The following is a 465-nucleotide window of genomic DNA, read 5'->3' as shown; positions in this document are numbered from 1 at the left end:
GTTAAGTACATCACACTAATTCTATGACTATTATACCATGGTAAAATATTTTTGGCATGTCCATGCCCCTACATCGCCGAAAGGCTAGAAAGGAGCTTAAACAATGCCAGATACATTCACACTAATTCTACTCGTATGGCTATTGCATGAGCTTCATTTGACGCTCCATGAGCTTAATAAACTGCTTAAGCATTAGTTTAAAAAGTCACTCGTAAGAGTGGCTTTTTTTCTTCTATGCCACTAACGGGAAGTGGTTGCTATTTCGTCACTATCTATCGAAGTCTCTAGATCTTTGATATTGATTATATCTTGACATTTGCGAATTAGCGGTTTCCGAATAGCCCTCGTTTGCTTGGTCAACTTCATCTTGACGCATATGATAAAAAGTTCGGCCACCAGTTTTGTACAAATTAGCTCCTATGTTCTTCCAAATCTTGCGCGCCTTTTCCGGAATAGACTTAGCTA

At 38.9% G+C, this 465-nt stretch carries 1 protein-coding gene; it reads right to left on the bottom strand.

Annotated features, from left to right (window positions below; translation table 11 throughout):
- Nucleotides 1-268: 268 nt before the first annotated feature.
- A partial coding sequence (locus tag QP752_RS11200; protein ID WP_284805533.1) for a hypothetical protein occupies nucleotides 269-465 on the bottom strand: 197 nt, incomplete at its 5' end.

It is taken from the genome of Corynebacterium sp. UMB10321 (genome assembly GCF_030228725.1).
GTDB lineage: Bacteria > Actinomycetota > Actinomycetes > Mycobacteriales > Mycobacteriaceae > Corynebacterium > Corynebacterium pseudogenitalium.
Note: the sequence above shows the minus strand (reverse complement) of the source record. Positions and strands in the feature narration are given on the sequence as shown.